Genomic DNA, 26,821 nt, shown 5'->3' with positions numbered 1-26,821 from the left:
GCATGAGCGAATCCCTCGATTTGAGCCTGGAAGGCGTGGAACGTCGGTCACTCGCCGACTTCACCGAGCAGGCCTATCTCAACTACTCCATGTACGTGATCATGGACCGCGCCCTGCCGCACATCGGCGACGGCCTCAAGCCCGTACAGCGACGTATCGTCTATGCCATGAGCGAACTGGGCCTGGACGCCGACGCCAAGCACAAGAAATCCGCGCGGACCGTCGGTGACGTGCTCGGCAAGTTCCACCCGCACGGCGACAGCGCCTGCTACGAAGCCATGGTGCTGATGGCGCAGCCGTTCAGCTACCGCTACACCCTGGTCGACGGCCAGGGCAACTGGGGGGCGCCGGACGATCCCAAGTCCTTCGCCGCCATGCGCTACACCGAGGCGCGCCTGTCGCGCTACTCGGAAGTGCTGCTGGCCGAACTTGGCCAGGGCACCGTCGACTGGGTACCGAACTTCGACGGCACCCTCAACGAGCCGGCGACACTGCCGGCACGCCTGCCCAACCTGCTGCTCAACGGCACCACCGGTATCGCCGTGGGCATGGCCACCGACGTGCCGCCGCACAACCTGCGGGAAGTCGCCGCCGCCTGCGTACGCCTGCTGGACGAGCCGGGCGCGACCGTCGAGCAGCTCTGCGAGCACATCCAGGGCCCGGACTTCCCCACCGAAGCGGAAGTCATCACGCCCAAGGCCGACCTGCTGAAGATCTACGAGAACGGTCGCGGCTCGGTGCGCATGCGCGCCGTGTATCGCGTCGAGGACGGCGACATCGTCGTCACCGCCCTGCCGCACCAGGTCTCCGGCTCCAAGGTACTGGAGCAGATCGCCGCGCAGATGCAGGCCAAGAAGCTGCCGATGGTCGCCGACCTGCGCGACGAGTCGGACCACGAGAACCCGACCCGCATCGTCATCATCCCGCGCTCCAACCGCGTCGACGTCGACGAGCTGATGACCCACCTGTTCGCCACCACCGACCTGGAGTCCAGCTACCGGGTCAACACCAACGTCATCGGCCTCGACGGCAAGCCGCAGGTCAAGGACCTGCGCACCCTGCTGCGCGAATGGCTGGAATACCGGGTCGGCACCGTGCGTCGCCGCCTGCAGTTCCGCCTGGACAAGGTGGAGAAGCGCCTGCATCTGTTGGAAGGCTTGCTGATCGCCTTCCTCAACCTCGACGAAGTGATCCGCATCATCCGCACCGAGGACCATCCCAAGCCGGTGCTGATGGAGACTTTCGGCCTCACCGACGTGCAGGCCGACTACATCCTCGACACCCGCCTGCGCCAACTGGCCCGCCTGGAAGAAATGAAGATCCGCGGCGAGCAGGACGAACTGGCCAAGGAGCGCGAGAAGCTGCTGGCCCTGCTCGGCAGCGAAGCCAAGCTGAAGAAGCTGGTGCGCAAGGAAATCATCGAGGACGCCGAGAAGTACGGCGACGACCGCCGTTCGCCGATCGTCGCGCGCGCCGAGGCCAAGGCCCTGTCGGAAACCGAGCTGATGCCGACCGAACCGGTCACCGTGGTGCTCTCGGAAAAAGGCTGGGTGCGTTGCGCCAAGGGGCACGACATCGATGCCACCGGCCTCTCCTACAAGGCCGGCGACGGCTTCAAGGCCGCCGCACCGGGGCGCTCCAACCAGTACGCGGTGTTCATCGACTCCACCGGGCGCAGCTACTCGCTGACCGCCCATTCGCTGCCCTCGGCACGTGGCCAGGGCGAACCGCTGACCGGCCGCCTGACCCCGCCACCGGGCGCCAGCTTCGAATGCGTGATGCTGCCGGAAGACAGCGCCCTGTACGTGATCGCCTCCGATGCCGGCTACGGCTTCGTGGTCAAGGGCGAGGACCTGCAGGCCAAGAACAAGGCCGGCAAGGCCCTGTTGACCCTGCCCAACGGTGCCAGGGTGGTGCCGCCCAAGCCGGTCACGAATCTGGAGGACGACTGGCTGGCCGCGGTGACGACCGAGGGTCGCCTGCTGCTGTTCAAGGTCACCGACCTGCCGCAACTGGGCAAAGGCAAGGGCAACAAGATCATCGGCATCCCCGGCGAGCGCGTGGCCTCACGCGAGGAGTACCTGACCGATCTGGCCGTCCTGCCCAATGGCGCCAGTTTGGTTTTACAGGCCGGGAAGCGTACCCTGACACTCAAAGCCGACGATCTGGAACACTACAAGGGTGAGCGCGGCCGCCGTGGCAACAAGCTGCCTCGCGGCTTCCAGCGCGTCGACCAGCTTCTGGTGGAATAGCGTCGGCAGACATGCCGTCCATTCGTGATGTCCGCGCTACCGGCAAGCGGCCAAGGCTGGAGTCGTAGCGCGGTTTGACGGATGATACGCGCCCTGGGTCATGCGCGAATGACCTCACCTGCATGATATGGGATCGATGTGCAGCTGCCCCAGAAGCGGCTGCCGGGAACGAATGATGACTGTAGTACGCCCCCTGGCCGTGCTTCTGATGACGCTGCTCACGCTCAGTGGTTGCAGCCTGCTGCAGCAGAAGCCCGTACCGCTCTATCAACTGGACAGTGGCAGCGCCGAGACGCCGACCAAGGACAACGGTGTCACGGTCCTGGTCGGCCCGATCAGCGTGGCCGACTACCTGCGCCAGCAGAACCTGCTGCAACGCCAGGCTGACGGCAGCCTGGTGGCGGCGCAGAACGCGCGCTGGGCCAGCGGCCTGGCCAACGACATCGACCAGCAGATGCTGCGTCAGCTGGCCTGGCGTCTGGATAGCCAGCGCCTGGTTCTGGCCCCTGCTGCACCGGGCTTCAGTGCCGATGCCCAGGTCATGCTGACCATTACCCGTCTCGACTCCGGCCCCACTCAACCGGCCGTGCTGGAGGCCCAGTGGCGCCTGCTCGACCGTCGCGGGCAACTGCGCGACAGCCGCCTGATCCGCCTGGAAGAAGCCCACAGCGGCACGCTGGCCGAACAGGTAAAGGCGCAGAGCACGCTGGTGCAGCGCCTGGCCAGCGAGCTGGCCGTCGCCATCCAGCCGATCGCCATCGCCGAGGACCCGACGCCGGAACCGCCGCGCCGCAAGCCGCCCGTAGCCAAGGCCAAGCCGGAAGAGCCCGCCGGGCCGAAGATCCCGGTGGCCGAGCCGATCAAGATCGATACGGAAGTCTTCCGTTTCTAAGCAAAAAGCCCGCAAATGCGGGCTTTTTTCATGGTGTGACCGCGCTATTTCAGCTCGCTGGAGCTCTTGCCCAGCAGGCGCCTGGCAACGATCAGCAACTGGATCTGCTGGGTGCCCTCGAAGATATCGAGGATCTTCGAATCCCGCGCCCACTTCTCCAGCAGCTCATCCTCGGCATAACCGCTGGCGCCCGCCAGCTCGACGCACTTGAGCGTCACCTCGCTGGCAACGCGCCCAGCCTTGGCCTTGGCCATCGACGCTTCCCTGGAGTTGGGCAGCTTGTTGTCGGCCATCCAGGCCGCCTTGAGCGTCAGCAGACGCGCAGCCTCCCATTCGGCTTCCAGGCGGTAGAGCGTCGCTTCGGCATGGCTGACGCTGAGCAGCGGCCGGCCATGGTCCAGGCGACAACCGGCCTCGCGCAGCAGCTCACGGGTGCGGTCGAGCGCGGCCTTGGCCACACCAACCGCCATCCCCGCGACCAGCGGCCGGGTATTGTCGAAGGTTTCCATGACCCCGGCGAAGCCCTTCTGCACATCGACTTCCGCGTTGCCCAGCAGGTTGGCCGCCGGCACGCGGCAGTCAGTGAAACTGATCGATGCCGTGTCCGAGGCCTTGATGCCAAGCTTCTTCTCCAGGCGCGTCACCGTCATGCCGGGCGTGCCCTTCTCCACCACGAACGACTTGATCGCCGCCCGCCCCAGACTGCGATCGAGACTGGCCCAGACCACCACGGCATCGGCACGCTCGCCGGAGGTGACGAATATCTTCTCGCCATTGATCACATAATGATCACCGTCCTTCACGGCGGTGGCGCGAATCGCTGCAGAGTCCGAGCCACAGCCCGGCTCGGTGATGGCCATCGCGGCCCAGGTCCTGCCCAGGCGGGCCAACTGCTCGTCATTGGCGACTGCGGCGATGGCGGCGTTGCCCAGCCCCTGACGCGGCATGGCCAGGAGCAGGCCGACATCGCCCCAGCACAGCTCCATCACACCCAGCAGCGCGGCCATGTTGCCGCCATTCTTGACGCCCTCCTGCTGCTCGCGCGCCGCGCCACGCTTGCTCGCCGAGCCGGCACCGACGGCATCGGGCGAGCCCTCGTTCATGCCGTCGAGCAGCGCGGCCAGCATGTCCAGTTCCTTCGGATAGGCATGCTCGGCCTTGTCGTACTTGCGCGAGATCGGTCGCAGATAACGGGCCGCGACTTGATGGGCCTGGCGCTGCAGGCCAGCGAACTTCTTCGGGGTTTCCAGATTCATGATGAGCTACCTGTCAGAGATGAAGACCACCGGCGAGTACCGCCAGGCTGCGCAGGTCGCGGTACCAGCGCTCGACCGGGTGCTCCTGGGTGAAACCGTGACCGCCGAGCAACTGCACCGCGTCGCAACCGATCTTCATCGCCTTCTCGGTACAGAGCAGGTGAGCCAGATAGGCTTCGCGGTGAAACGGCCTGCCGCTCTCGGCCAGCGCACAGGCGCGCCACAGCATCAGGCGCATGGATTCGAGCTCGATGGCCATCTCGGCGATCATGAAGGCCACGCCCTGGCGATGACTGATCGGCTCACCGAAGGCCTGCCGCTCGTTGCAGTAAGGCACCACGTAGTCCAGGGCGGCCTGTGCGGTGCCCACCGCCAGGGCACAGAAGGCCAGCGCCGAGTAATCGAGAAAGGCGCGAAAATCGAAATCGTCCGCCGCCAGGCGCTGCCCGGCGGGCACCTTGACCGACTTGAACTGGATACGCGCCAGTCCGCAGGACTTGAGCCCCATGGCCGGATCGGCCTGCCGCGTGATGCCCTTGCTGGCCGCGTCGATGAGGAACAACGCCGCTCCGTCGCTGGCTTGCGCGGTCACCAGCAGGCGACTGGCGGACATGCCGCCAAGCACCAGCACCTTCTCGCCATCGAGCAGGTAATGCTTGCCACGTCGCCGGGCGCGGGTCGCAGGCGCTTGCGGGTCCGCCAGGACGGCCGCTTCGCTCACCGCCAGGGCATGCAGCGGAGCCCCCTCGTCGCTGACGAAGGCGGGCAGCCACTCGGCCTGCTGCTGCGAGGAGCCCCAACGGCGAATGCAGTTGGCCGCTGACAACGGCCCCAGCAGCGTGGCCGCCAGCGAGAAGTCGCCCCGGGCCAGGCTCTCGGCGATCAGCGCGTTGCTCAGCACGGTGCGTTCGCCGGCCAGGCCGCCCTGCGCTTCACTGACCCCGTAGTGCACCAGCCCCAGCTCGCGAGCCTGGTTCAGCAGCGCCGCCGGCACCCGCCCGTCGCCATCGGCCTCGTGCGCCGCCGGGCGCAACACGTCCAGCGCGAAGCCCTGGAGCATATCCACCAGCATCTGCTGATCATCGGAGAGAGTCAGGTCGAACAGGTCGTCGCCCTGCGGGCGTTCGATACGCGGCTTGCCGGACGCGCGCTGGGCGACCAGGCGAAAGCTGGCGCGACTGCCGCTGTAGATGAACTTCTCGAAGGGTTTGCGCAAATTCAGGCGGTCCGGCCAGTCGGCCTGCGCCACCTTGCTCAGCACGCTCAGGGCCTGGCCCTGTACATCGACTTTCATGGCATCTCGCTCCACGCGGGTGATGCCACCGATGATGCGCCGGCCGCTGGCGAGCGACTATGACCCTCAAGCCGCGAGCATACGGCAGTCGGGTCAAGCCCGCAGCAGCGTGGGCATGGCTGGCGCCAGGCCCACTGCCGGCATCACTTGTTGCGGATCTTCTCGACGATGGCCGTGGTGGAGCTGTTCTCCACCAGGCCGAGGACACGGACCTCGCCGCCATAGGCCTGGACGATGTCGGCGCCCACCACCTGGTCGACGCCATAGTCGCCGCCCTTGACCAGCACGTCCGGCTGCACCTGCTTGAGCAGGCGCTCCGGGGTGTCCTCGCTGAAGCTCACCACCCAGTCCACCGCACCGAGGCCGGCGAGCACCGCCATGCGACGGTCGACGGCGTTGATCGGCCGGCCCGGGCCTTTCAGGCGACTGACCGAGGCGTCGTCATTGATCGCCACGATCAGCCGGTCGCCCTGCGCGCGCGCCTGCTCCAGGTAGGTCACGTGGCCGGCATGGAGGATGTCGAAGCAGCCGTTGGTGAAGACGATCTTCTCGCCATGGGCGCGCGCGTCCTCGATGGCGATGAGCAGCTGGTCCAGGCTCAGCACGCCGCGCTCGGAACCCTCCTCGCGCTGGACCGCGCGGCGCAGCTCCGGAGCGCTGATCGCCGCCGTACCCAGCTTGCCGACGACGATGCCCGCTGCGAGATTGGCCAGGGCCACGGCATTCGGCAGCTCCTCGCCGGCGGCGATGGACGCCGCCAGGGTGGAGATCACGGTGTCACCCGCGCCGGTCACGTCGAACACTTCGCGGGCACGGGCCGGCAGGTGCAGCGGCGCGTGCTCCGGGCGCAGCAGGGTCATGCCATGCTCGCCACGGGTCACCAGCAAGGCGCCCAGTTCCAGCTCGCGCATCAGCCGGGCGCCCTTGCTGACCAGCTCGGCCTCGTCGACGCAACCGCCGACGATGGTCTCGAACTCGTGCAGGTTGGGGGTGATCAGGCTGGCGCCGCGATAGATGGAGAAATCCTTGCCCTTGGGGTCGGCCAGCACCGCGATACCGCGAGCACGCGCCAGCTGGATCAGCGCCTGATGATTCTGCAGTGCGCCCTTGCCGTAATCGGAGAGCACCAGCACCTTGACCCCGGCGAGCAACTGCTCGACCTCACGGGCTAGTGCTGCGCTGTCGGTATCGAAAGGCTCCTCGAAATCCATGCGCAGCAGTTGCTGGTGGCGGCTCATCACCCGCAGCTTGACGATGGTCGGCTGCTCGTCGAGACGCTGGAAGTGGGTTTCCACGCCCACCCCACGCAGGCTGTCGCTGAGGCTGTCGGCGGCTTCGTCCACACCGGTCACGCCGACCAGCAGGGCACGCGAACCGAGCGCCGCGATATTCAGGGCGACGTTGGCAGCGCCACCGGGACGATCCTCGATCTGGTCGACCCGCACCACCGGCACCGGCGCCTCCGGAGAGATCCGTGAGGTACCGCCATGCCAGTAGCGATCGAGCATCACGTCGCCCACCACCAGAACGGCGGCTTGGTCATAGCGGGGCATGGTCAGTTTCATTGCGGCTCCAGAAGGGGAGAAAAACGGGAAAAATCATAGCATGACCAACTCGGGGCACGACTCAGCGCTGGCGTACCCAGAACAGCTCGTGCCGGCGCACCGCCTTGCGGAAGAACTCGTCCTCGCCCGTGGCGGGCCAGCGACGCCCGGCCAGCAGCCGCTGGATCAGGCGGCGCAGGCGCTTCTTCAGCGGCAGCGCGCCCTGCAGATCATGCTGCAGGGCCAGCGCCATGGCCTTGTCCAGCTGCCGCTCTGCATCGAGCGACGGGCTCCACAGGCGATCGGCAGGCAGCGCACTGATCGCCGGCGGCAGGGCGATGCCCATGCCCGCCGGGCCCATCGGCCAGCGGTCGTTGTCATGCAGGTGGTTGGCGTACAGCAGCAGGGTCTGCGGCTGCCAGCGAGTCTGCGCGCAGGCCTCGAGCACGGCGCGCGTGCTGGCGACGTGATCGTGATGCGGGTCCAGCTCCGGGTGCGGGGTCAGCAGCACCTCGGGGCGGTAATGCTCGATCACGGCAGCCAGATCGGCGATCAGGTTGTCCCAGGTCGGCCGGCCGTCGGCATCGGCGGGCAGAGCCAGCGGATTGTGCCGGCGCACGCTGCGCACGTCGCATTCGCCGGACTCGCGCGAGGCGAACGGCGTCTGCGGCTGCTCGGCCATGGCAGGCAATTGCAGGCAGTAGTAGCCAAGCTGGACGCAGCGCGCCTGCGCCACGCCGCCCCAGAGTGGCGCGGCCAGGCTGTCCCAGGCACGCAGGCGGCCCTTCAGACGGGCCGCAGCGGCCTGGTCCAGGCCCAGGCGCTGATAGCCCTGCGCCTCGATCTCGCCCTGAGTCAGGGTGACGATGGCCGTCTCGGACGAGCGGCTGTACTGACCGAAAGCCGCCAGTTCGGCATCGTCGGCATGCGGTGCGATGATCAGCATGCGCTGCGCGGCGAAGTCGGGATTGCGCATGGCATGCAGGCGCAGCCCGGCGCCGATGCGACAGAAACGCGGGGCGATGCTCAGCCCATGCGCCTGTTGCCCGGACAGGTTGAGGTAACGCCGCCCCGCCACGCCACGCTCGAAGTCCTGGCGGTCATCGCCGATCCGCACCTGGGGATCGAGCCAGCGCCCGAGCCAGGTCGCCTGCAGGCGCAGTTCGAGCAGCAGGGTGTCGTAACCCGCGAGATCGGCCTCGACCTGCAACGCACCCTGCTCGATACGCACCGGCACACTGACGCAATCGGCCGGGAAGTCATACTGGTAGTCATCGCGCGGCGAATAGAACAGATGATCGGCGAACCAGGCCTCATGCGCGATCCAGCCCAGCACCAGCAGCAGTGGCGGCAGCCACCAGGCGACGAAGACGCCCAGCAGCGCCAGCGCCAGCAGGGCCAGCAGCAGGGCCGTGCGCTTGTTGCGCCGATGGCGTTTGAGCAGTTGTTGCTTGCGTCCGTTCATCGCCTCACACCTGATAGACCGGCACCCGGTTGCACCAGCGGTCCTTGTACTCGCGATCGGCACGGCCGAAGGAGTAGCGCAGCGGCTTGCCCAGCGCCCGCGCCTGTTCCCACTCGTGCTGCGTGTTGACGAAGCTGAGCACGCTGCCGGGGCTGAACTCGCGCTGCTGCGGATCGACCCCGCCGTTGATGTACTCGAGGCTGACCCACTGCGGCGCCTCCACGCGATAGAGCACCTGGATCGCGACCGGCTCGTCATTCAGGTAGATCAGCGAACCGGTCATGAACTCGCGCAACAGGCCGAACACCTCGGCCAGGTGATCCTTGCCCGTGGCCTCGAAGCCCCAGCGGCGCTGGAACAGATCCGCGTAGATGCGCGCCTGCTCCTGCGCGGTCAGTTCCAGCATCGGCCTGATCACGCCGCCCGCCTCTTCCAGCAGGCGCTGTTCGCGACGCTGGTTGTAGCGGAATTTCTTGCTGTACTGCTCCGGCTCACGCGCCAGCGCCAGGCCCTCGGGCTGCTCGCTGACACCGAGAAGCCCGGCGGCGTTCAGTTCGGACAGGTAGCGCGCACGGTGGCGCAGCGCGACTTGTGCGCCAGCCGCCAGCGGCAGGATGATTTCGGCATTGCCCAGATCGAACAGGCCACGCTTGCCGCGTTGCTTCAGCACATCCTTGGACAGGGCCAGGTGCCGCCCCCAGGTGGCGATCGCCGCATGCAGCTGGCCATCGACCTGCCAGCCGAGGTAGCGCACGGCAATACCGGACAGCCCGGCCAGCCGTGCCACCACCTCGGGATGCGTCGCCACGCTGCCGCCGAAACGTGCCCACGCGTCGGCATAATCGGCTGCCGAAATCGGCGCCCAGCCCCGTTCACGCCAGAATTGCAGATGACTCAACATCAGGCGTCGTGCTCGTCAGTGACGACCGCATCGCCCTCTTCGAACTGCTTGGCATGCAGACGCGCGTAATAGCCGTTCTGCGCCAGCAGTTCGGCGTGAGTGCCACGCTCGACGATCTGCCCCTGATCCATCACCAGGATCAGGTCGGCCTTCTCGATGGTGGTCAGACGGTGCGCGATGACCAGCGTGGTACGCCCCTGCATCACCTGATCCAGCGCGGCCTGGATATGCCGCTCGGATTCGGTATCGAGCGCCGACGTGGCCTCGTCGAGGATCAGCAGTGGCGCATCCTTGAGCAGCGCGCGGGCGATGGCCAGGCGCTGACGCTGGCCACCGGAGAGCAGCACGCCGTTCTCGCCGACCAGGGTGTCGTAACCCTGGGGCATTTTCTCGATGAACTCGGCGGCATAGGCATCGCCCGCCGCCTGACGCACGGACTCCAGTGGCGCACCGGCCAGGTCGCCATAGGCGATATTGTTGCGCACGGTGTCGTTGAACAGGGTGACGTGCTGGGTCACCAGCGCGATGTGCCGACGCAGGTTGCGCAGGGTGTAGTCCTCGACGTCCAGGCCGTCGAGCAGGATCTGCCCCTGCTCGTGGTGGTAGAAACGCGGAATCAGGTTGGCCAGGGTCGACTTGCCGCTGCCGGAGCGGCCGACCAGCGCCACCATCTGCCCGGGCTCGGCGACGAAGGAGATGTTTTCCAGCACCGGTTTCTCGGTGCCCGGATAACTGAAGCTGAGGTCACGCACCTCGAGCCGGCCGCTGACACGCTCACGCGCTTGCGTGCCATGATCGACCTCGGGCTCCTCATCGAGCTGCTCGAAGATGCTCTCGGCGCCTGCCACACCACGCTGAATGGTCGAGCTGACCTCGGAGAGCTGGCGTATGGGCTTGGGCAGCAGGCCGGCAAGCGTAATGTATGCGACCAGATCGCCAGCCGATGCATCACCGCGCAGCAACAGCACCAGGAACATCAGGACGGCCATGGCACTGTAGATGACCAACTGCAGCGACGGGGTGTAGACCGCATTGGTCTTGACCATCTTCAGTTGCTTGAGTTTGTTCTCTTCACTGGCATCGAGAAAGCGCGTTCTCTCGTAGTCCTCGCCACCGAAGCTGCGCACCACGCGATAACCCTGGATGCTCTCGGACGTCACATGCGTGACGTCGCCCATGCTGGTCTGAATCTTCTTGCTCTGCTTGCGAAACTTCTTGCTGGTGCTGGTCACCATCACGCCAATCACGGGCAGGATCGCCACCATGACCAGGGTCAGCTTCCAGTTCATCCACAGCAACGTGGCAAACAGGAAAATGACCGTCATCCCCTCACGCACCACGACCTTGATCGCATCGGTGGCCGCACCGGTGACCATGGTCACGTTATAGGTGATCCGCGAGATCAGGTGTCCTGAATTATGGCTATCGAAGTAGCGATTGGGGAGCGTCAACAGATTGTTGAACAGGGCCACCCGCAGGTCCTGCACCAGCCCCATCGAGACCTTGGCCAGATAGTAGTTGCCAAGAAAGGACCCGACGCCCTGCCACAGCGCGATGAACACGATAAGCAGCGGTACGGCCTGCAGCAGTTTGAGATGGGCCAGCCAGGGCGCATGTTCGAGCAGCCAGGGGGCCTTTGCGAACAGACTCGCCTCGGGATTGGACAGACCGTCGACGAAGTACTTGAGAATGTAGCCCAGCATCGGCTGAGTCGAGGCGAAGATCAGAAAGCCGACGATACTGAGCAGAAACAAACCGATGTAGGGCCTGACATAGCTCAGCAGGCGGAAATAGATTTTCAGGCTTGAGCCGGATGGCGAGTCGCCAGAGGTATCGGTCATGGGTAGTTGCCGTGGCCAGAACGGGGGCCGCATATTATCACAGCGCCTGTTGCGCACAGGACGCGCGAAATCTGTGAGCGTATCCCGTAGAATCCCGCCCTCGACTCACCATCAGGGAATACGCACTGCATGTCATCTGCCATTCGCACTTGGCCGCGTAACACGTCAGATTTCATCAGTACCTGGCTGCTACCGCTGGGATATCTCTGCCTGTTGACCAGCCTCACCTGGCTGGAGGATCGAAGCCTCTATCACAAGCTGTTCTACGGTTTGATGGCAGCCCCGGCGTTGCTGGTGCTGATACTGCAACCCAGACGCTGCGCGCCTCTTCTCAGGGATCCCACGTTCCTCGCGTTCCTGGCCTATGCCTCGTGGGCGCTGCTCAGCATTGCCTGGTCTGGCACCGAAGACTCTGCTGGCTCGCTGATCAAACGTCCACTGTATATCTCGATGCTCTTCACAGCCTGCGCACTGATGGTTGAGCAGAACCACGCGCGCTTCATTCAGGTCATCCGGGTAGCTTCGCTGCTGATCATTCCGCTCGCTACCTACGGCCTGGTCGATTTCTTGCTGCACTACTCCAGTGGCGCTCGCTTGGTCGGCACCGGCGCGCTGGACAATCCTCTGCTCAGTTCGCACCTGTTCGGTTTCTTCTGCATCATCTGGCTTGGCTGGGTGATGACGGCCCCGGTCAGGCAAAGCCTGCTGGCACTGGTCCCCCTGGCCCTGCTGCTGGCAACACTGCTCGCTACCGGGTCACGCACCCCCATTCTGGCATCAGCGCTTGCGGCTGGCTGGCTGATCCTCTGCTGCTGGAACGCTCGTTCGGCGATACTCGTCGGCCTCGGATTCGCCTGTCTCGCAGCACTGCTAATGCTTTTTCCAGAGAGCCTGCTCAACCGCGGGACATCGTATCGCCTGGAAATCTGGCAACTCGCGCTGGACAAGATTGCCGTCCACCCATGGTTGGGCCACGGCTTCGACGCACCGCTGGCCATCTTGGTACCCGGCATCGGCTATTGGTTCAGGGAGCCACATAGCTTCTTTCTCGGCGTGCTGTACTACACCGGGATCATAGGCGCAGCACTCTGGTTATCGATGCACCTCCTCGCACTGTGGACGTGCTGGAAGCATCGCTCGGATACCTACTTCACCATCGCCGGGGCGCTGGTCGTTTATGGAATTGGCGCGGGACTCGCAGAGGGTGGCGGCATCCTTGCCAGGCCCAAAGAGCACTGGTTTCTGACCTGGATACCGCTTGCCCTGGTCACCGCACTCAATATCGGTAGAAAACTCAGGGAAAAGGCTTGATGCAACGGGTATCTGCTGCCGATCTTAGCCGTCTGACGGCCGATGCGACGGTTCTGGAGCAAGACGGCCTGGGCCCCAAAGTCCTGCGACTGCAAGACGGCAGCTTCCTGAAGCTGTTCCGCAAGCGCCGCTACTTCTCCAGTGAAACGCTGAAGCCGTACGCAAAGCGCTTTGCCGACAATGCGACGACCCTGCAGCGACTGGGCTTCACCTGCCCGCAGATCATCGGCGTGTACCGCGTCGAAGATCCGGTCAATGGCACGGCGGTTCATTACCTACCGCTACCGGGCGATACCCTGCGCAGCCGGCTGGAGCAGGCTGCACCGGCACGGGCCGCACAGCTGATCGGCAAGTTCGGCCACTTGCTGGCCAGGCTGCACCGCAAGGGCGTGTACTTTCGCTCTATCCATCTGGGCAACGTACTGGTCTTGCCGAGCGACGAGCTGGCACTGATCGACATTGCCGACATGCATATCGGTCGTTTCCCGTTGTCGCTGCACAAGCGACTGCGCAACCTGAAGCATATGCGCCGCTATCCGCAGGACAGCAACTGGCTATTCGAGCGATACCAGGAGGACCTACTGAAGGCCTACCGGGCAGAAGAACCTCGCCATGCCGAAGCACTGCTCGCAAGGACGCAGCGGCCCTAGCAGCCAAGGCTGGACGTGACCATATCCACCTAGCCCGCCCCCCGGTCGCGGGCATATGCCAGAAATGCTTCGAGCCGCTCGCTACACAGCAGGCAACTGACCTGACGCACCTCGTCTTCCGGCCACTCCCACCAACGAGCCGCCAACAATGCCTGTCGCTCGTCTTCGGAGAAGCGCCAGCGGACATGACGGGCGGGATTCCCCGCGACGATGGAATAAGGCTCCACATCGCGACTGACCACGGCCCCGGCAGCGACCACTGCGCCGTCTCCAATCGATACACCAGACAGAATCATTGCGCCGGTGCACAGCCATACATCGCTGCCAATCACGACATCACCCCGACTGAAGGCGTAACCGGAAACATCCGCCGCCTCATCAATCATTGCCGGAAACGGGTAGGTCGTGACCCAGTCGCTGCGGTGGTGCCCGCCGAGAAAGATCTCCACCTGTTCGGCAATGGAGGTATAGGCGCCGATCCGCAGCGTCGCTCCCTCCTGCCAGTCATGAACGATCGGCAGGCCATAGCTGCCGACACCAATGGAGTAATCGGGATAGCGATGCAGAAAGCGAGCTTGCCCCCTGTAGAGCTTCGGTAGCTTGCGAATCGCTCGCTTGACCCTGCGCTCGCGAAATCTCTCCCAGATGCCCATGGTTCTCAGCGCTTCTCCAGCGGCGAAAAGAACAACCTTCCCAAGCCACGCCAGGTTTTCTTGTTCCAGCGTCGGAATGGAATCTGCATCAACAACTGCCGGGCGTATGCCCGATCACGGTTGGAGCACTTGAGAAACATCGAACTCAGAAAGCGTGTCCTGACATATTCATACTGCGGATGATCTGCAAACAGCGCATAGGTGCGAAGAATACTGTCGATCATGAACGGCGTGTTCTTCGACGAGTTGCTGGCATGCTTGCGGTACTGCGCGAGTACTTCACCCAGGCAGTCGATGTAATAGCCTGCATGGGTAATCTTCAGCTCGATCAGCAGGTCCTCCAGGCGAATCTGCGGATCGAAGCCACCGACCTTCTCCAGTGCCTCCTTGCGAAACAGCAAGGTAGGTGCCGGCGGGTAAGGCTTGCGCTCCATGAACACATCATCGAAGTCCAGGCGCCTGAACGGAGTATCCCGGCGCTGGCGCGCCTCGGGGAAAAGCTCGCCGCCAGAATCGATCAGCTCGATATTGCCCGCACAGATGCCAACTTCTGGCTTGTCCTGCATGTAGGCAACCTGCTTGGCGATGCGCTCGGGACACATGATGTCGTCCGAGCCAAACGGTGCGATCAGACTTCCTTTGGCCCGCGCAATCGCCTCATTCAGCGTGCACGTCAGTCCTTTGTTCTTCTGCGTACGAAAATCGAAACCATATTGCTCCTGCAAACGCTCGATACGCTGAACACTGTCATCCGTCGAACCATCGTCCACGACCAGCAGTTCGATGTGCGGATAGGTCTGCTGCAACACACTGAGAATGCACTGTTCGATATAGGGCGCATGGTTGTAGGAGGCGACGATAACGGTCACCACGGGTTCTTTCATGCCAACACCTCAGGCAACGACGATTCAATCAGATCCAGGTACTGCTGACGGAAGACATCGATATCGTGATGTACTGACAGGTAGCGGTACGACTGCTCGCCCCTGTCGCGCAATTGCGCCTCACTCAAGGCCAGGTAGGTATCCAGGCCGGAGGCCAGAGAGTCCACGTCACCTGGCATAACGGCGATCCCCCCTGCCCCTTCGATCAACGGTTTCATCGCAGGAACATCACTGGCAACTACCGGCAGGTGCCCGCTCATCCCTTCCAGCAGCGCCAACCCCAGCCCCTCGGCCAGCGACGGCATCGCCCAGATGTCGAATGCACGGACAAAACGCAATGCGTTCTCACGGAAACCCAGCAGATGAACCCTACCTTGCAGCCCAAGTCGCTCGATCTCCTGCTGAAGGCGCTTTTCCTCACGCCCGGCACCGATGATCGCGAGCTGCGCAGACGGATGCTTCGTCGCCAGGCGGGCAAATGCCTGAACCAGGTAGACATGCCCCTTGACCGGCACAAGCCGCCCTAATGCGCCGATCAACCGCACATCGCTCGACAACCCCAGTTCGGCACGGGCCTGCTCGCGCGACAGCTGCAACGCTTCAGCCTGAACAAGGTCGATTGCGTTGGTTATCGCGACCGTATTCTGCTCGGTGAACCCGCAGCGACAATCCAGCAGGTACTGCTTGACGGCCGGAGATACGCCAACGAAGCGCCAGGCAGCGTTGACCAGCCCGGCAGTCTGTCTACGCCGATAGGCTCGATCGTACTCGCCAAAACCATGAGCGATGCCGATACACAGGGGAATCTTCAGCCAGCGATTGAGCATCAACATCATGTTGACCGGCTTGAAGCGGTTACAGATCACCACGTCGAAACGCTCGCGACGGCAGTAGCGATACAGATGCCACATGGCGCGAATGCGCATGCCCTTGAGCTGCGCATCAGTGAAACCGAAATAGACCGAACGCTCCGCACGGCTCACTGGCTGTCCAGCAGAAGGCCGTCCACGGAGGAATGCGTTGACGGTCTCAAACCTTTCGCGGGGTAGTGCGTGAAAGATCTGCTCTCCCAGATCGGCAAAATCCTGCGACTTGATGTTGTAGTCCGGATGGAGCTGCAGAACCTTGATCCGGCGCTTCATGTTCATGTCCATTGAGAAAAGCCATCTTCGCTCACAACCCAGGCTGGGCATCGAGCAAGCTCGTCGATTGCAGAGGGAGCAGGCAGCGGGCGGCCCGACCATGCACCTCGCTTCCAGATCGCGAAGTGGAAATAGGGAAACTCGCGCGCGGCGTCACGGTCATTGCTCAGCTGCCCCTCCTTCCAGAACCATCGGCGCGGAAAGTCGAAGCTGCCATCCAGCCACGGAATACAGCCGTCAGGCGTGCTGAAGGCTTCAACGAACTCGCTACGCCTGCGCAATGGATTGAATAACCCAACGAGCTTGAACAGCGGGTCCGGGAAGTTCTTGCGCCACAGGAACAGACGGCTGAACGCCCCCTCGTCCAGCGCGTGATGCGTCTGATCCGTGAGGCGCTCCTGCCAGCGCGGCATGCGCATGAATGCCCGACGCATCGTGTCTGTGTTACGGATCAGGCAAAGATGTCCGGAGACTCTGCGAGCATGGGTGGAATAGAGGTCGTAGCGCGCCAGCCTGGCCGTCGTGAAGTACTCGCGAAGACGTCCATAGATCAGGTCGAGATCACCGAAGGCCCAAAAGTCGTAGCCTTTCAAGTGCTCCTGATGGACATAGCCCAGCGCCGGCTTCAGATCACACAGCTTGTATGGATTTTCTGGCGCAAAGTTGATCCCCAGGCGCGCCGATACCTGCGCGCAATAGCTCGCATAATCAATCGGTTCGACTCTGACATTTTCAGGCAGACCTTCGGGGACGCCACAATCGCTGAACAGCAGCCAGTCGATGTCCGGATTGCGCCTGCAACTCTCGAGAAACAGCGGCATCCAGAACGGCCAACGCCCAAAGTAGGGAATCAAGAAACAGATACGCGGGGCTTCAGCCACGGTCCCAGACCTCAATCAAAGTGTCATAGATCATAGGATAGCCAGCCCAAGGCTCTGAAACGTTCACGCGCTGCCTGGTCACTGAAGGTTTCCAGACACTCAGGCACGCGATCCTGGCCTGAACGTGTCACGGCCAGCTCAACGAAGCAGGCCGCCAAGGCATCTGCCTGGGCGAAGGGGAACAACAGCCCTGAGCCGCTCACCACCTCACGCCCGCCACCACAGTCGCTGCATATCACCGGTACGCCAGCCGCCATCGCCTCCAGCAACACCATGCCGAACGGCTCGTGGTCGGAGGTCAGGGCAAATACGTCGAACGCCTTGAAATAGCGCCGGCCGCTGGCCACCTGGCCAAGAAAGCGCACGGCATCGCCGACACCCAGTTCGGCTGCCAGGGCCTTGAGCTGGGCCTCCAGCCGGCCACTGCCCATGATCGCCAGCAAACTGCCGACCGGCAGTTGCGGCAATGCCTGGGCGAAGCCGCGAATCAACGTGGCCTGGTCCTTGTCCGGATGCAGACGGCCGACATTGCCGACCACCCAGGCATCCGCTGGCAGCCCCAGATGCTCGCGAGCCTGCTCACGAGAAACCTGTTCGGCCTGCACGGCCGCGATGTCGATGCGGTTGTACAGGGTCTCGATACGCTCAGCTGGCCAGGAGGGCAGGCAGGCGCGCATGTCGTCGCGTACGGCGTTGGACACGCCGAGCAGGCTCAGGCGCTTGCGCAAGCAGTTGGCGAACAGCTGCCGGGAGCGCCGCTTGTAGTCGCCGAACGCATGGTGCACGCCGATCACCGGCAACGCACTGCCCAGCAGCGCGACGTAGATCGGCTTGAAGCGGTGCGCGATGCACAGGGCGAAGTCGCGCGAGGCCGCGATGCGTCGGAAATCACGGATCGCACCCAACTTGAGACCACGGACCTGCGCGCTGGAATAGTCGAGGAAGATCACCTCGTCGGAGGCCGAGCCGCGCTCGACCTCGGCCGAAGGCGCGCCGGTCAGGTAGACGGTGCAGACCTTGTACGGCGTGCCCTTGAACAGCACCGCGTATTGCCGCGCGCAATCCAGAAACGGGCCGTCATAGCCGTGACAGAACTGCAGGACCCAGCGCTGCGCCGGGCCCGGGGCCTGTTCAGATGCCGTCATACCAGTCCCTGCCGTCCTTGACCACGAGGATGTCTTCCATGATCAGGTACTGCAGGTCCGAGCCGTAGAACATGTTCAGGGCATCGGTCGGCGAGCAGATCATCGGCTCGCCACGACGGTTGAGCGAGGTGTTCAGCGACACGCCGTTGCCGGTGAGTTTCTCCAGCTCCAGCATCAGGTCGTACCAGCGCGGGTTGTACTGGCGCTCCAGCACCTGGGCACGCGAGGTACCGTCCTCGTGCACCACTTCACCCACGCGCTCCTTCCACTCTTCATTGACCTCGAAGGTGAAGGTCATGAACGGGCTCGGGTGATCGACCTTGAGCATCTTCGCCGCCACGCTGTCGAGCATCGACGGGCAGAAGGGTCTCCAGCGCTCGCGGAACTTGATCTGCTCGTTGATTCGATCGGCGACGCCCGGCACGCTCGGGCAGCCGATGATCGAACGCCCGCCGAGGGCGCGCGGACCGAACTCCATGCGGCCCTGGAACCAGGCCACCGGGTTGCCGTCGACCATGATCCGGGCGATGCGCTCCGGAGTGTTGTCGATGCGCTTGAACACCGGCTGGTGCGGGTGCCTGGCGCAGGCAGCGATGACGTCTTCGTTGGAATAGGAGGGGCCGAGGTAGACGTGCTCCATCTTCTCCACCGGCACGCCACGCTGGTTCGACACATAAGCCGCCGCACCGACGGCGGTCCCGGCGTCGCCGGAAGCCGGCTGCACGAACAGCTCCTTGACGTCGTCGCGAGCGATGATTTTCTGGTTCAGCTTGACGTTCAGCGCGCAGCCACCGGCGAAGGCGATCTTGCCGGTTTCCTTGAGGATGTCGCCGAGGTAGTACTCCATCATCTGCAGCGCCAGCTTCTCGAACAGCGCCTGCATGCTGGCAGCGTAATGGATGTAGGGGTCGTCGGCGATGTCGCCCTCACGCTTCGGCCCGAGCCACTCGATCAGCTTGGGCGAGAAGTAGTAGCCCTTGCCGTTTTCCTTGTAGCGGCGGAAACCGATGACGTTGGCGTACTCGGTGTTGATGATCAGCTCGCCGTTCTCGAACTTGGCCAGGCGCGAGAAGTCGTACTTGGCGGCATCGCCGTAGGGCGCCATGCCCATGACCTTGAACTCGCCGTCGAGCATCTCGAAACCGAGGTATTCGGTGATCGCGCCATACAGGCCGCCGAGCGAGTCAGGATCGAAGAACTCCTTGATCTTGTGGATCTTGCCGTTCTCGCCGTAGCCGAAGAAGGTGGTGGCGTACTCGCCCTTGCCATCGATGCCGAGGATCGCGGTCTTTTCCGTGAAACCCGAGCAGTGGTAGGCACTGGAGGCGTGCGCCAGGTGGTGCTCGACCGGCTCGATCTTGACCTTCTTCAGGTCGAAGCCGAGCTGCACCAGGCACCACTCGATACGTTTCTTGTAGCGTTTGTAGCGGCGATTGCCGAACAGGATCGCATCGAGGGCGCGATCCGGCGCGTAGGCGTAGCGCTTGGCGTACTGCCAGCGGGCCTTCTCGAAGATGCTGATGGGGGCGAAGGGAATGGCCACCACATCGACGTCAGAGGGCTTGATACCCGCCTGTTCCAGACAGAACTTGGCCGACTCGTAGGGCATGCGGTTCTTCGCATGCTTGTCGCGCACGAAGCGCTCCTCTTCCACCGCCGCGATCAGTTTGCCGTCGATGTACAGCGCGGCGGAGGGATCGTGACTGAGGGCGCCGGACAGGCCGAGAATGGTCAATGCCACAGGTTTGAGCCTCTAATTCGGGCAGGTGCCGGGCACCTGCGGTAAACGTTGGTCGAGCAACTGGTGCAAGGCGGAGTCCGCCGGCCAGTTGCGCAGGAAACGGGCGCGGTCGCGGGCATAGGCCCGGGCGAAGCTGCGCGCACTGCGATGTTGCCGCATGGCATCCAGGTCGATCAGCGACCAGGCGCCCTGCACCTCATCCCAGAACAGGTTGTGCCCCTTGAAGTCGCCGTGGCTGATGCGTTCACGCAGCATCGCCGCGAACAGTCGATCCAGCGCCAGCAGCTCGATTTCCGGGGGCGTTGCCTGCTGATATGCCTCGAAACGCGCGATTATATCCTGCCCACCACAATAGTCGGTAATCAGGTACGCACGTCCACGCAGCCAGCACCAGCGGCGCTCGATCACCGCCAGCGGCGTCGGCGTGACGATGCCCAGCAACTGCAGACGATTGCCCTCGCGCCAGCTGTGCCAGGCACGGCTCGGACGCCAGAAGCGCTTGAACCAGTGCAGCAGGTTCTTCACGTTGTAGCGCTTGACCACCAGCGGCCTGCCATCGACATCGACGCGCGCCACCGTGGCCGCGCCCCCCGTCTTGTAGATATGCCCGCCCTCGATGCGTGCATCCAGCTCGGCCAGCAGCGGCTGCAGGGCCGGCTCGGCCTCACGGCGCAGCACGCGCAAGCCGAAGGCGCCAATGCGCGCGGTGAACAGGCTGCACTCACGCGCCGCCTTTCTCAGGTAGTCACGCAGGCGCCAGCGGCGCACCTTGGCCACCTCGGCCTGGAGCATCTCCAGCGGCAGCGCGTGTTCGCCATTGGCCAGCAGGTAATGGATCAGCAGCTCCTCGAGGCAGGGATCCAGCTCGGCCGGCAACTGGGCGAAGAACACTCCCAGGTTCTCCAGCACACGCGCCCGTGACAGCGGCTGGCCCGGCGTCTCGGCGCACACCCCGCCACCGTCGATCAGGTACAGGCTGCCGTCATGACGCAACAGGTTGTCCAGATGCAGGTCGGCCTGCCACAGGCCTTGCGCATGCAGGCTGCCGACCGTAGCCAGCGCCTCCCCCAACACTGCCTGCTGTGCATCCGTCAGCACCGGTTCGGCAGCGACGGCCTGCCAGGCCGACCACAGGCTTTGCGCCCCCGAGAGATACTCGAACAGCAACCAGCCGCCCTGCCCCTCGACGAAGCCATGCGCCAGCAGCGCCGGCGTCGGCAGCCCCTGCCCGGCCAGCAGGCGGGCGCCATCCAGCTCGCGCTGATAGTGACGCTGCGCCCGACCGCCAACCAGCAGCTTGGCCAGCACCTCGCGCCCTTGCCAGGTGGCCACGCCCACGTAACGCTGGCCCGGCAGCACCCGCAGCCACTCGCTCACCTGCACAGTGGTATCGGCCATCTGCACCTGCAGCGGCAGCGCCGGCGTGCGTCCAGCCTGGCTCAGGTCCCGCAGCGACATCAGCGCGCCTCCTTGTAGCGCTTGCGCGCTTCCAGCTGATGCCACCAGGTGTCGACGCTTTCACTGTGGCCCAGGTACGCCGCCAGCAGGGTGCGGACGTTCGCCTCGCTCCAGACGCTCGCGCGACGCAGCAGCGGTTCCAGGTCCTTGATCCGGTCACGGCGGCCGAAAAGCAACGGGCGGGTCTTCTCCAGATCGATCAGCTGCGCATCGAAACCGCCCCCCTGCTCACGCAGGAAGATGTGCTTGGGGTAGAAGCAGCCATGCATCTGCCCTGCCCGGTGCAGGACGCCCGCCAGGTCGCCCGTGGCCCGCAGGATCGCATTCTGCTGCGCCGCACCCAGCGTCGGCCATTGCGCCAGCCAGCTGTCCAGATCCTGCCAGCCATCCAGCGCACGCGTCAGCAGGATCGCGCGGCGCTCGCCGGGCATGCGCCGCTCGCCGAAGAAGGCGGCCTGCAACGCCGGAATCGCCAGCTCGGCGTAACGACGGATGTTGCGGAACTCACGGGCGAAGGTCGGCTCTCCCCATGGATGCAGGACGCTGCGCGTCAGGTGGTTGCTCTGCCGCTTGAGGTAGAACGCCCGCTCCCCCAGCTCCAGTCGATAGACGCTGCTCCAGCCGCCCCGCTCGGTGTTCGGTTCATCCACGGCCTCCAGCTTCAACGCCCAGAGCGCATCGAAACTGGCCAGACCATGCTGCTCGAGCAGCGCGCGATCCTGCTGCGAGACGAAATCCGTCATTCCCTACCCTCGAAAAATTTCAGCACCTGACGCAGGCGCCGCTTGTCGCGTGCGCCGAGGCGGTCACGGCCACGGTACTGCAGATAGAAACGCAGGCGCTGCGTTCGCGACAGCACGCGCTTGGCCACCTTGTCGAGGCAGGCCAGGTCCTTGACGATGCGATAGCGCAGCAGGGGCCCCCACCAGAAGCTGCCGGTGGGACAGTCGATGAAGAACAGCTCGGCCTTCTCGTTGACCAGCAGGTTGCGCCACTTCAGGTCATTGTGGGTGAAGTGGTGGTCGTGCATCACCCGGGTACTGGCCGCCAGCTGCCGGCTGACTCCCCTTACCCAGGCGCCATCCTGCAGCCGCGGGTCACCCTGATCGGCCATCAGCGCGAGGTCCTGGGTGTTCTCCAGCTCCCGGGTGACCAGCGCGCCGCGCACGAACGCGCCGGCGTTGCGCTCCAGGCCATGCGCGACGATCGGCGCCGTGGGAATGCCCCACTTGGCGAAGAGCTTGAGGTTCTGCCACTCCGCCTTGACCCTGGGCCGGCCGAGATAACGGCGCAGGCCCTTGCCTGCGCCCCAGTAACGCTTGACGTAGAAACGCACACCTTCACGCTCGATCCGCACGACCTCGGACAGAGGGTCCTTGGTCAGTCGCTCCCCCTCGATCGCGAACACCGCCGCCAACGAACCGAAGTCCTTGGACAGGCCCTGATAGTCCCTTGCCAGGTTCCAGCCAGCCATCAGAGGGCATCTCCATAGCGCTGCTTGCGCTCATACAGTTTCGCCGCCTTGCGCTCCAGCCAGGCGAGCAGGCGCGCTTCGTCGCGCAGCACCTGGCGCAGCGGGCGCTGGAAGTAGGTGCGCAGGAAACGCAGCTTGTCGCGGCGGGTCAGACCGATGTCCAGAGCCGAGAAATACAGGGCAGCCAGGTCCTTGTCGCGCCAGCGGCGCGGGGTTCGCTCGCGCACCTGGGCACGATGCAGGTCGATGACCGACAGGCGCAGGTCGCCCGCCTGGATCGGCCGGTCGGTATGCAACAGGAAGTGGCAGATATAGCAGTCGCGGTGATTGACCCCGGCACGGTGCATGGTACCGGTCATCTGCCCCACTTCACGGATCAGCGCCCACTTGAGTTCGGGCCGGGGTGGCTGCTGCGCCCAGTTGAGGCTGAGCTGCTCCAGATCCACGGTCGGCGCCAGCTCCTCGGTGATGATGAACGAGTGCTGGCGGGCCGGGTTGCTGCCGCGCTCACCGTAGGCCACCGCCGTCATGGTCGCCACGCCGGCTTCGCCGAGGCGCTGGATCGCCTGCCACTCCTGAGCGGCGCCCAGTACAGGGGCCTTGGCGGTCAGCAGGTTCTTGACGATCTCGCCCCAACCGATGCCGCGATGAATCTTGACGAAATAACCGCGGCCATCGACTTCGGTGCGCAGCGTACGGCGCCCCTCCAGCTCGCGGTAGACCTGCCCCTGCAGCGCCTCGACGGCAGCGAAGGCGTCACGGTTCGCCCACAGGCGCTTGAAGGGTTCGGCGAGAATCAGCTTCACGGGCACCTCGGGGCCAGAATCACATCCGCAGCCTTCTGCGGCATGGAATAGAGGTCGGCACTGTCGGCATAGGCCAGGCCGTTGCGCCCCCAGAACGCGCGGCGCTCGGGGTCGGCCAGCATGTCGGCCAGGGTGCGATTGAGGCGCTCCTGCTCGAAGGGGCTGGGCAGCACCCGCCCGCAATCGGCCTCGGCGATGTAGTGGGCGTAGCCACAGACATCGGTGACCAGCACCGGCAGACCGGAAACCAGCGCCTCCAGCAGCACGGTCCCGGTGTTCTCGTTGTAGGCCGGATGGATCAGCAGGTCGGCACCGAGCAGGAAGCGCGGGATGTCGCTGCGCCCCTTGAGGATCTGCACCTGGTCGGACAGGCCCAGGGCCTTGACCTGCAGCAGGAAGGGCTTGGGGTCGTCCTGGCCGATGGCGATCAGTCGGGTGCGCTTGCGCAGCTCCCGCGGCAGCGCGGCCAGCGCCTTGAGGCTGCGGTCCAGGCCCTTGGTCTTGAACCCCGAACCGATCTGCACCAGCAGCAGGTCGTCGTCGCCCAGCTGAAACTCGCGGCGGAAGTCCGCACGCATCTCGGCGGCGTTCGCCGGCGCCCGGCGATCCTGGGCAATACCGGGCGGCAGCAGGTGGAAACGCTGCAGCGGGGTCTTGTAGTGCTTGATGAACAGGGGCTGCTGCACCTCGGAGATCATCAGAATCTCGGTCTTCGACTCCGGCGCGAATACCGCGCGTTCGTAGTCGGCGAAGTGCTTGTAGCGCCCCCAGCGCCGGTAGATCGGATTGCGCAGGGTCTGCGCCTTGTCCTCGAAGCAACCATCGGCGGCGTAGTAGACGTCCAGCCCCGGCATCTTGTTGAAACCGATCACCCGGTCGACCGGATCACGCGCCAGGTCGGCCTGCAGCCAGGCGCTGAACTTCTCGTTGCGACGGTGGTTGAACAGTGCCCGCACCGGCGCCACGCGCACGTCGAAGCCTGCGGGAGTCTCGCCTTCCCAGATCGGGGTGTAGACACGAATTGCATGGCCGCGCGCCTGGCACTCCAGGGCGATGCGCATGAAGTCACGCTGAAGCCCGCCGAACGGGAAGTACTTGTAGAGAACGAAGGCCAGCTGCATAGCCGCTCCTTAAAGGGTGCCAGGAGGCGCCAGCAGCAGTGCCTCCAGTTCCAGGCCGACACGCTCGGCGCCCAGGCCGTCGAAGCAGGGCTTGTCGCGATCACCGCTGCCCGCGCCCGGGCCACTGGCACACAGATGAATCTGGCCACGGCCATAGGCGCCGACCTTGCCCGGCAAGGTCGGCCCGTAAAGGGAAATGTTGGGCACATCCAGCGCCGCCGCCAGGTGACCCAGTCCGGTGTCGACGGACACGCAGGCACTGGCCCCGGCGATCACCTTGGCCACTCCGGCCAGGTTCAGCTTCGGCAGCACGGCCGCATGCGCGAGCCCGGCGGCGATGCGCTCGGCACGCGCCTTCTCGGCCTCGCTCCCCCAGGGCAGGCGCACCGCCCAGCCCAGTTCGTCCATGCGTTCGGCCAGCGCGCGCCAATCGGCCTCAGGCCAATGCTTGCTGGCCCAGGTGGTGCCGTGGAGAAACACCAGATAGGGCGGCGCCGCAGCGTCCATCAGCGCCGCCCGGTCCAGGCCGTAGTCAGCGCTGCCCGATGACAGTGCATAACCCAGCGCCTTGGCGAACAGCTGGCGCACTCGCTCCAGGGCATGCTGGTCCTTGGCCACCGCGTAGCGACGGTCGTAGAAGCGGCTGGCCAACGGCTCACGCGCCGAATCACGATCCAGCCCGGCCACGGGGGCCTGCACATAGCGCGTCAGCCAGGCGCTCTTGAGCAGCCCCTGGGCGTCGATCACCAGGTCGTAGCGGGTCTCGCGCAGGCGCTGCTTGAAGCGTGCCCACTCGCCACTGCGCCAGGTGCGCAGCGGGTGCTTGCGCCAGCGGCGGATAGCCACTGGGATCACCTGGGACACGGCCGGATGCCAGGCGGGAATCTCGGCGAAGCCTTCTTCCACGACCCAGTCGAAGCGGATACCGGGGATGGCGCGAGCCGCATCGGTCAGCGCCGGCAGGGTGTGTACCACGTCGCCCAGCGACGACGTCTTGATGATCAGTACCCGCAAGATCAGTCGCCCTCGACCAGGGTCAGGGTTTCACCGACCAATCGTTCCAGCGCCTCGATCACCGGGCGCGGCTTGAGTTCGCGCAGGCAGTTGTAGTGCCCGTAACGGCAGGTACGTTCGAAGCAGGGGCTGCACTCCAGGCCCAGGCGGACGATCTCGACACGATCGGCCAGGGGCGGGGTGAAACCGGGCGAGGTGGAACCGTAGACGGCCACCAGCGGGCGATTCAGTGCCGCGGCCACATGCATCAACCCGGAGTCGTTGGACACCACGGCGGTGGCGGCGGACATCAGGTCGATGGCCTCGGCCAGGCTGGTCTGCCCGGAGAGGTTGCTGACCTCCTCGCGCAGCCCGGGAATCAGGCGCATGCGGATGTCTTCGCCACCGGCATGGTCGTTCTTCGAACCGAACAGCCAGACCTGCCAGCCCTGGCGGATCTTGACCTCGGCGACCTTGGCGTAGTGCTCCGCCGGCCAGCGCTTGGCCTCGCCGAACTCGGCGCCGGGGCACAGCGCCAGCACCGGACGATCCAGCTGCAGGCCGAACTTGGCCAGTGCCTGGCCACGGCTGGCCTCGTCGATCACCAGGCGTGGCTGCGGATAGGGCTGCGGCAGCTCGGCGCCCGGCTCGAAGGCCAGCGCCATGAAGCGCTCGATCATCAGCGGATAGCGCGCCTTGTCCAGCGTGCGGATATCGTTGAGCAGGCCGTAACGCATCTCGCCCTTCCAGCCCGTGCGTTTGGCGATGCCGGCGAACCAGGGCACCAGGGCGGACTTCAGCGAATTGGGCAGCAGAATGGCCTGGTCGTACTGACCGGCCAGCGACTTGCCGATGCGTCGACGCGCGCCCAGATCGAGCACGCCATGGCCCAGCGGCAGGCTCAGCGCCGCACGTACCTCGGGCATGCGCTCGAGTATGGGCCGGCTCCAGTCCGGCGCCAGCACGTCGATCTCGCATGCGGGATGACGCTGCTTCAGGCACTGGAACAGCGTCTGCGCCATCACCATGTCGCCCACCCAACTGGGCCCAACGATCAGTATCTTCATATCCTTTCCAGAAACGACCGGGGAGGCTCAGCGCCTCCCCGTCATAGCCC

Annotated in this window: 23 protein-coding genes; 4 read left to right on the top strand and 19 right to left on the bottom strand. The window is 64.8% G+C overall.

The genetic code is table 11. From position 1 onward, the window contains the following. Nucleotides 1-2 precede the first annotated feature (2 nt). Entirely contained in the window at nt 3-2,252 is a 2,250-nt protein-coding gene (gene parC / locus EWH21_RS04120; RefSeq protein ID WP_277699875.1) for a DNA topoisomerase IV subunit A, read from the top strand. A gap of 172 nt (nt 2,253-2,424) precedes the next feature. Continuing rightward, nucleotides 2,425-3,144: an ABC-type transport auxiliary lipoprotein family protein gene (locus EWH21_RS04115; RefSeq protein ID WP_037054883.1), complete on the top strand. Its 720-nt coding sequence runs from the start codon at nt 2,425-2,427 to the stop codon at nt 3,142-3,144. A gap of 44 nt (nt 3,145-3,188) precedes the next feature. Here the strand turns inward: EWH21_RS04115 and EWH21_RS04110 are convergent, their stop codons facing one another. From EWH21_RS04110 to msbA, 6 genes are all read right to left on the bottom strand, one after another. Further along, the gene (locus EWH21_RS04110) at nt 3,189-4,400 is read right to left on the bottom strand and encodes an acyl-CoA dehydrogenase family protein (protein ID WP_047591114.1); all 1,212 of its coding nucleotides are present in this window, start codon (nt 4,398-4,400) and stop codon (nt 3,189-3,191) included. 13 nt (nt 4,401-4,413) lie between these two features. Further along, entirely contained in the window at nt 4,414-5,694 is a 1,281-nt protein-coding gene (locus EWH21_RS04105; protein ID WP_277699874.1) for an acyl-CoA dehydrogenase family protein, read from the bottom strand. Nucleotides 5,695-5,837: 143 nt separating this feature from the next. Then, a complete protein-coding gene (gene hldE / locus EWH21_RS04100; protein ID WP_277699872.1) occupies nt 5,838-7,259 on the bottom strand; it encodes a bifunctional D-glycero-beta-D-manno-heptose-7-phosphate kinase/D-glycero-beta-D-manno-heptose 1-phosphate adenylyltransferase HldE in 1,422 nt (473 codons plus the stop codon). 61 nt (nt 7,260-7,320) lie between these two features. Next, entirely contained in the window at nt 7,321-8,703 is a 1,383-nt protein-coding gene (locus EWH21_RS04095) for a PIG-L family deacetylase (RefSeq protein WP_277699870.1), read from the bottom strand. A gap of 4 nt (nt 8,704-8,707) precedes the next feature. Then, nucleotides 8,708-9,604 carry a GNAT family N-acetyltransferase gene (locus tag EWH21_RS04090; protein WP_277699869.1) on the bottom strand — a complete coding sequence of 299 codons (897 nt, stop codon included), beginning with the start codon at nt 9,602-9,604 and terminating at the stop codon, nt 8,708-8,710. Further along, a complete protein-coding gene (gene msbA, locus EWH21_RS04085; RefSeq protein ID WP_277699868.1) occupies nt 9,604-11,445 on the bottom strand; it encodes a lipid A export permease/ATP-binding protein MsbA in 1,842 nt (613 codons plus the stop codon). Before msbA ends, EWH21_RS04090 begins: the two co-directional genes overlap by 1 nt. Before the next feature lie 129 nt (nt 11,446-11,574). Between msbA and EWH21_RS04080 the strand changes: the two genes are divergently transcribed. Both EWH21_RS04080 and EWH21_RS04075 read left to right on the top strand, forming a co-directional pair. After that, on the top strand, nt 11,575-12,756 hold the full coding sequence (locus EWH21_RS04080) for an O-antigen ligase family protein (RefSeq protein WP_277699867.1): 1,182 nt from the start codon (nt 11,575-11,577) through the stop codon (nt 12,754-12,756). Next, nucleotides 12,756-13,406, top strand: coding sequence for a hypothetical protein (locus EWH21_RS04075; RefSeq protein ID WP_206596599.1), 651 nt, complete (start codon nt 12,756-12,758; stop codon nt 13,404-13,406). The genes EWH21_RS04080 and EWH21_RS04075 overlap by 1 nt, the downstream gene beginning before the upstream one ends. A gap of 29 nt (nt 13,407-13,435) precedes the next feature. On the opposite strand, the gene EWH21_RS04070 is transcribed toward EWH21_RS04075, so the two are convergent. Genes EWH21_RS04070 through waaF form a run of 13 tightly spaced genes read right to left on the bottom strand, consistent with a single transcriptional unit; the run spans nt 13,436 to nt 26,771 of the window. Beyond that, a complete protein-coding gene (locus tag EWH21_RS04070; RefSeq protein WP_206596598.1) occupies nt 13,436-14,059 on the bottom strand; it encodes a CatB-related O-acetyltransferase in 624 nt (207 codons plus the stop codon). A gap of 5 nt (nt 14,060-14,064) precedes the next feature. Next, nucleotides 14,065-14,943: a glycosyltransferase gene (locus EWH21_RS04065; RefSeq protein WP_277699866.1), complete on the bottom strand. Its 879-nt coding sequence runs from the start codon at nt 14,941-14,943 to the stop codon at nt 14,065-14,067. Then, complete coding sequence (locus EWH21_RS04060; protein ID WP_277699865.1) at nt 14,940-16,085, bottom strand: glycosyltransferase; 1,146 nt, start codon at nt 16,083-16,085, stop codon at nt 14,940-14,942. Before EWH21_RS04060 ends, EWH21_RS04065 begins: the two co-directional genes overlap by 4 nt. 2 nt (nt 16,086-16,087) lie before the next feature. Then, a complete protein-coding gene (locus EWH21_RS04055; RefSeq protein ID WP_206596688.1) occupies nt 16,088-16,966 on the bottom strand; it encodes a DUF6625 family protein in 879 nt (292 codons plus the stop codon). A gap of 23 nt (nt 16,967-16,989) precedes the next feature. Further along, a complete protein-coding gene (locus tag EWH21_RS04050; RefSeq protein WP_277699863.1) occupies nt 16,990-18,111 on the bottom strand; it encodes a glycosyltransferase in 1,122 nt (373 codons plus the stop codon). Then, nucleotides 18,098-19,852 carry a carbamoyltransferase gene (locus tag EWH21_RS04045; RefSeq protein WP_277699862.1) on the bottom strand — a complete coding sequence of 585 codons (1,755 nt, stop codon included), beginning with the start codon at nt 19,850-19,852 and terminating at the stop codon, nt 18,098-18,100. Before EWH21_RS04045 ends, EWH21_RS04050 begins: the two co-directional genes overlap by 14 nt. Nucleotides 19,853-19,864: 12 nt before the next feature. Beyond that, the gene (locus EWH21_RS04040) at nt 19,865-21,310 is read right to left on the bottom strand and encodes a lipopolysaccharide kinase InaA family protein (RefSeq protein ID WP_277699861.1); all 1,446 of its coding nucleotides are present in this window, start codon (nt 21,308-21,310) and stop codon (nt 19,865-19,867) included. Beyond that, complete coding sequence (locus EWH21_RS04035; protein ID WP_277699859.1) at nt 21,310-22,053, bottom strand: lipopolysaccharide kinase InaA family protein; 744 nt, start codon at nt 22,051-22,053, stop codon at nt 21,310-21,312. The genes EWH21_RS04040 and EWH21_RS04035 overlap by 1 nt, the downstream gene beginning before the upstream one ends. Then, nucleotides 22,050-22,784: a lipopolysaccharide kinase InaA family protein gene (locus EWH21_RS04030; protein ID WP_277699857.1), complete on the bottom strand. Its 735-nt coding sequence runs from the start codon at nt 22,782-22,784 to the stop codon at nt 22,050-22,052. Before EWH21_RS04030 ends, EWH21_RS04035 begins: the two co-directional genes overlap by 4 nt. After that, on the bottom strand, nt 22,784-23,590 hold the full coding sequence (gene rfaP, locus EWH21_RS04025) for a lipopolysaccharide core heptose(I) kinase RfaP (RefSeq protein WP_277699856.1): 807 nt from the start codon (nt 23,588-23,590) through the stop codon (nt 22,784-22,786). Before rfaP ends, EWH21_RS04030 begins: the two co-directional genes overlap by 1 nt. Continuing rightward, entirely contained in the window at nt 23,587-24,711 is a 1,125-nt protein-coding gene (locus EWH21_RS04020; protein WP_277699854.1) for a glycosyltransferase family 4 protein, read from the bottom strand. The genes rfaP and EWH21_RS04020 overlap by 4 nt, the downstream gene beginning before the upstream one ends. 9 nt (nt 24,712-24,720) lie before the next feature. Further along, on the bottom strand, nt 24,721-25,725 hold the full coding sequence (gene waaC, locus EWH21_RS04015) for a lipopolysaccharide heptosyltransferase I (RefSeq protein WP_277699852.1): 1,005 nt from the start codon (nt 25,723-25,725) through the stop codon (nt 24,721-24,723). A 2-nt stretch (nt 25,726-25,727) separates the two neighbouring features. Then, nucleotides 25,728-26,771 carry a lipopolysaccharide heptosyltransferase II gene (waaF, locus tag EWH21_RS04010; protein WP_277699851.1) on the bottom strand — a complete coding sequence of 348 codons (1,044 nt, stop codon included), beginning with the start codon at nt 26,769-26,771 and terminating at the stop codon, nt 25,728-25,730. Nucleotides 26,772-26,821: the final 50 nt, after the last annotated feature.

It is taken from the genome of Pseudomonas sp. REST10, assembly GCF_029542605.1.
GTDB classification, from domain to species: domain Bacteria; phylum Pseudomonadota; class Gammaproteobacteria; order Pseudomonadales; family Pseudomonadaceae; genus Aquipseudomonas; species Aquipseudomonas khazarica.
The sequence above is the reverse complement of the archived record's forward strand: the minus strand, read 5'-3'. Positions and strand labels throughout refer to the sequence as shown.